The 4,320-nt window shown below is 38.4% G+C and carries 5 protein-coding genes; 2 read left to right on the top strand and 3 right to left on the bottom strand.

Features of this window, described 5'->3' with window-relative positions; all coding sequences use genetic code 11:
* Nucleotides 1-1,491: mechanosensitive ion channel (locus tag A2003_RS13905; protein WP_286687519.1), on the bottom strand; the 1,491-nt coding region annotated here is incomplete at its 3' end.
* Nucleotides 1,492-1,718: 227 nt separating this feature from the next.
* Complete coding sequence (locus tag A2003_RS13900) at nucleotides 1,719-1,919, bottom strand: hypothetical protein (protein WP_026057418.1); 201 nt, start codon at nucleotides 1,917-1,919, stop codon at nucleotides 1,719-1,721.
* 212 nt (nucleotides 1,920-2,131) lie between these two features.
* On the opposite strand from A2003_RS13900, the gene A2003_RS13895 reads away from it, so the two are divergent.
* Nucleotides 2,132-2,554: a hypothetical protein gene (locus A2003_RS13895; protein ID WP_005403158.1), complete on the top strand. Its 423-nt coding sequence runs from the start codon at nucleotides 2,132-2,134 to the stop codon at nucleotides 2,552-2,554.
* 21 nt (nucleotides 2,555-2,575) lie between these two features.
* On the opposite strand, the gene A2003_RS13890 is transcribed toward A2003_RS13895, so the two are convergent.
* Nucleotides 2,576-3,337, bottom strand: a complete 762-nt coding sequence (locus tag A2003_RS13890; RefSeq protein ID WP_004914265.1) for a ferredoxin--NADP reductase — start codon at nucleotides 3,335-3,337, stop codon at nucleotides 2,576-2,578.
* 84 nt (nucleotides 3,338-3,421) lie between these two features.
* Between A2003_RS13890 and gigC the strand changes: the two genes are divergently transcribed.
* Nucleotides 3,422-4,306, top strand: coding sequence for a LysR family transcriptional regulator GigC (gene gigC / locus A2003_RS13885; protein WP_004914268.1), 885 nt, complete (start codon nucleotides 3,422-3,424; stop codon nucleotides 4,304-4,306).
* Nucleotides 4,307-4,320 lie beyond the last annotated feature (14 nt).

Raw genomic sequence — 4,320 nt, 5'->3', positions numbered from 1 at the left:
AATTGGATTTGGTTGCTTAGCTTCGGTTTTTGCTTTATCCAATAAATCTGTCAATAAACGTTCAGCAGGTTGACGACCGCCTAAACCAAATGCCAATGCAAAAGCAACTGCAACAGAACCCAACGTCAAACCAAATGCCAAGTTAACGATCGAATCGGCAATACCCATTGCTTTTAGACCCATCGCAATAACTAAGCCCATGATCAAAATGCGAACTAGATTACCTAACCAACGTGAGCTGTTGTATTCACCACGTTGCACGACATTCGCAACCACATTTGCAAGCCAAAAACCGATTACCAAGATCACAGCACCGAGTAAAATGTCTGCACCGAATTGGATAAACATGGCAATCAAGCCACTCACCTGTTCTAAACCTAAGCGATTCGCTGCTTCAGAAACAGCAAATAACATAGTAAAGAACACGATCAAATAGCCAAAAATATCAGAAACACGTGTTTGTCCAAGAAAACGTTGTACATCCAGTTTCATCGGAACTTCGTCAACACCAGCACCTGATATTAATTCAGCGACCAAACGTCCAACAAATCTCGATACCACATAAGCCACGATTAAAATCAATCCAGCCGCGATAATTTGTGGAATTGCATGCATGATTTCATTCAACATCGCTGTTGCTGGTTGTGAAATTGCTTCAACACCCAATGCTTCAAATGCCACAATTAATGCTGTGATGATAATAATTGCAAATACAAATGAACCTAAGAACTTAGAAACACTTGAATTTTTAAATAATCCGATCTTTTCTGCTTGAGCCTGTAAACCTAAGCTATTGGTTAAGCCCTCAACAATACCACGAACGATTTTCGCTAAAATATAACCAACAAAAATGATTACGCCTGCAATGAATAGATTCGGTAAGAATGCAATTGCTTCATTTACCATATTCTGCACAGGAACAAGTAGCCCAGTTAAACCGAGAATAGATAAAACAATCGGCAAGAATAATAATAAAACTAACCAATAAAAGATCTCAGCAATATTACTGCTCAGTGAACTAACACCAACTTCACTACTTAACTTATCGTCTAACTGAGTTTTGGATAATACATTGGTCAAGCCTACACGCACCAAACGTGCAACAATCCAACCAATAAATCCGACCGCAACAGCAGCCAACAGATTTGGAATATAAGCCAGTACACGACCAACCATATTGCTAAATGGATCGCTTACACCACTAATATTTAAGACATTTAATGCACCAACAACGGCCAAAATCATCACAAACCAAAATACAAGTTTGGAAATAAGACTCTCTATATTGGGCGCTCTACCAGTCGCCGATGACAATTTATGATTGGTATCAAATTTTTGTAATAACTTTTTCACGCCTGCTGCAATCACTAGGGCAATAATCCAACCCACCAGTAGAATAACAATTGCGGCTAATATTGGCTGAAATTGATCCCAATAATACATTGCATCAAATCTCCCTCTTTGGGATGGATCACTAAAAATTTCATTCATGTCTTGTTATCCTTTTATGTGTTTTTTAAGTCAAATACAGCTACCCAAACTCATTCTGTTAAGAGAAAATCACGAATGGATAGCTAAACCATAATTTTTGTTTAATTCTCAATCAACGAACAGCATCACTAATACAACAAAAATTACGCATAATTTTGCAAAAAAAGCCCATTAGTTCACACCAATGAGCTCGTTAAATCGATTAGGTTTGGTCTAAGATAGATTGCTTACGCATTTAAAAGGACCGAATGCAACTGTGACATGATCACTTGTGCAGTAGGTTTATTCGAATGGTCTGCAACCATAAAAATTAATAATGCTAGCAAGAACAGCCCTACGATAATGAGCATATAGACTGGTAATTTCCTTTTCCTTGCTATTTCTTCTTTACTGGCCACATGAGGCTGTGGCTTACTAAAATCATGCATCATAGTTTGCCCTCATCCTTTTATTGCTTAGACCTTTATATTAGCAATGGACTGTGTTGCATTGTGTGACAAAGCTTCGCACTATCGTTGTTTTATTTGCATAACTCTACTTTTTATTATTTGCATTCTTGTATAAAATATAGGCGGTTTAGAAAATGATAAAAATAAGCTATAATCCTCTGTCACGTTTCTGTTCTGTTTTTAATTACTGTATGTCCTATAGCCAACAAAGTGTTTCTCTAGATTTAGACACTGATGTCACACATCAATGTTTTTTACATCACACACGCGATGAACATTTGATTGGTATTATCGAGTTCAATAAACCAAGCTATATTTTAAAGTGGGGTGATCTAGAATATTTCCGTCGACGTACTGAAGAATTCTCGGTTATGCCCTTACCCGATTGCATTAATGCAATGATTATCGATATTCGGAATGTACAACCATTTCTCGATAATGAAGTTCCGATTTTACCTTGGCGCTTACTTGAAGAAGATTGCCCAGTTCGACTGGTTGTTCCCCATGATCGCTTAGAGCACTACACTGGACTTTTTGAGCCCACATGGCTGAATACAGATGTTGATACCGCAATTCAAGAAATCCGCGAATTTATGGATATGTTTGTTCACTAATAACATATCCATGCGTACCTATTACCAATAGTTCTCTACAGCAATATTTCCCTCACCACGACGATTCATCGTCAGTCCACGTTGTTTTAATGCATCCTTAGTATCTTCCACCATTTGTGGATTACCACATAACATCACATGGCTAGTAGCAGGATTGAGTGATAGGCCAACCACTTTTTCTAGTTCACCATTTTCAATCAAAACAGGTAAACGATCATGTAGGGTTGCATTTGGATCACGGGTAATTATAGGTACAAATTTGAACCCTGTATGCCCTTCACCAAAGCTCTCAGCAATCTCTTGTATACGATCTACATAAGCCAGTTCAGCTGTAGATCTCACACTATATATAAGATGAATATGCTGATATTTCGTCCACGTTTCAAAATCTTGGAGCATAGATAAAAAAGGAGCCAATCCAGTACCTGTGGCTAATAACCATAAATCATGAGCTAAAGGCAATTGATAGCGAGCTAAAGTTAAATACCCATACGCAGTTTTGTCGAGATATAACTCATCACCGATTTCAAGATGTTGAAGGTTTGAAGTAAACGCACCATCAGGTACAACGATAGAAAAGAATTCCAGATTTTCATCAAAAGGTGAAGAAACGACTGAATATGCACGAACCACCAATTCACCATTTACCATCAACCCAATACGAGCAAATTGACCTGCTGTAAATTTAAAATGGGCGGGTCTCGTCATCGTGAAACTAAAAAGATTGTGAGCCCAACGATGTACAGATAAAACCTTTTCTACGGTAAATTTTTCAATTGACATGATTTGAACGTGGCACGAAACAGTATGCTCATGTTAGCATGATCGAATATTTGATGGATACTCAAAACATTAAGGCTATATAACATGCGAATGACCTTACGCCAATTGGCTGTTTTTGTGGCGGTCGCTCAGGAAGGAACCGTAACCAAAGCCAGTGATGCTGTTAGACTTACTCAAAGTGCAGCAAGTATGGCTTTAGCTGATTTAGAAGATGGTCTTGGTGCGCCATTGTTCGATCGACTCGGCAAGCGTTTACAGCTTAATGATTTGGGACGCTTTTTATTGCCACAAGCATTAGAAATATTAGGTCGCTGTGAATCTTTTGAGCAAGCAGCCAAAGGTGAATTACAAAGTATTGACCTTAGATTGGGAGCAACGCTCACAATCAGCGACTACTTAATGCCTGATTTAATGGCTGATTTCTTACAAAAACACCCACAAGCACACTTACAATTACAAGTGGGTAATACTCGTCAAATGATTGAAGCAGTCAACCAATTTCAGTTAGATTTGGCTTTAATTGAAGGCTCTTGTCATTTGCCACAATTACAGTGTATTCACTGGCGTGATGATGAATTAGCCGTTTGCTGTGCACCTTCACATCCTCTTGCTCAAATTCAACGTGCATTAAGCCCTGCTGACTTTCTAAATGTTGAATGGATTTTACGTGAAGAAGGCTCTGGTACACGTGAAGTTTTTGACAATGCAATTTTACAAGATGTTCCTGATGCGAATATTCGTTTGACCTTAGGTCATAACGAAGCAATTTTAAAAATTGTAGCGGGTGGGCTTGGAATGTCTTGTGTATCAAGATTGGCGATTGAGCCTTTAGCTGAAAAAGGTCAATTGGTCATCCTTGACACACCGTTCTGGCAACTGACAAGACCACTTTATATGCTGGTACACCGCCAAAAATATCAGGGGCCAGGATTAAAAGCCTTTCTACAATTTTGTGAAGATCAGATTTAAATCTGATCTTTTTA

The sequence above is a fragment of the Acinetobacter sp. GWC1_38_13 genome, from assembly GCF_001767535.1.
In the GTDB taxonomy this organism is placed as follows: Bacteria; Pseudomonadota; Gammaproteobacteria; order Pseudomonadales; family Moraxellaceae; genus Acinetobacter; species Acinetobacter junii.
The sequence above is the reverse complement of the archived record's forward strand: the minus strand, read 5'-3'. Positions and strand labels throughout refer to the sequence as shown.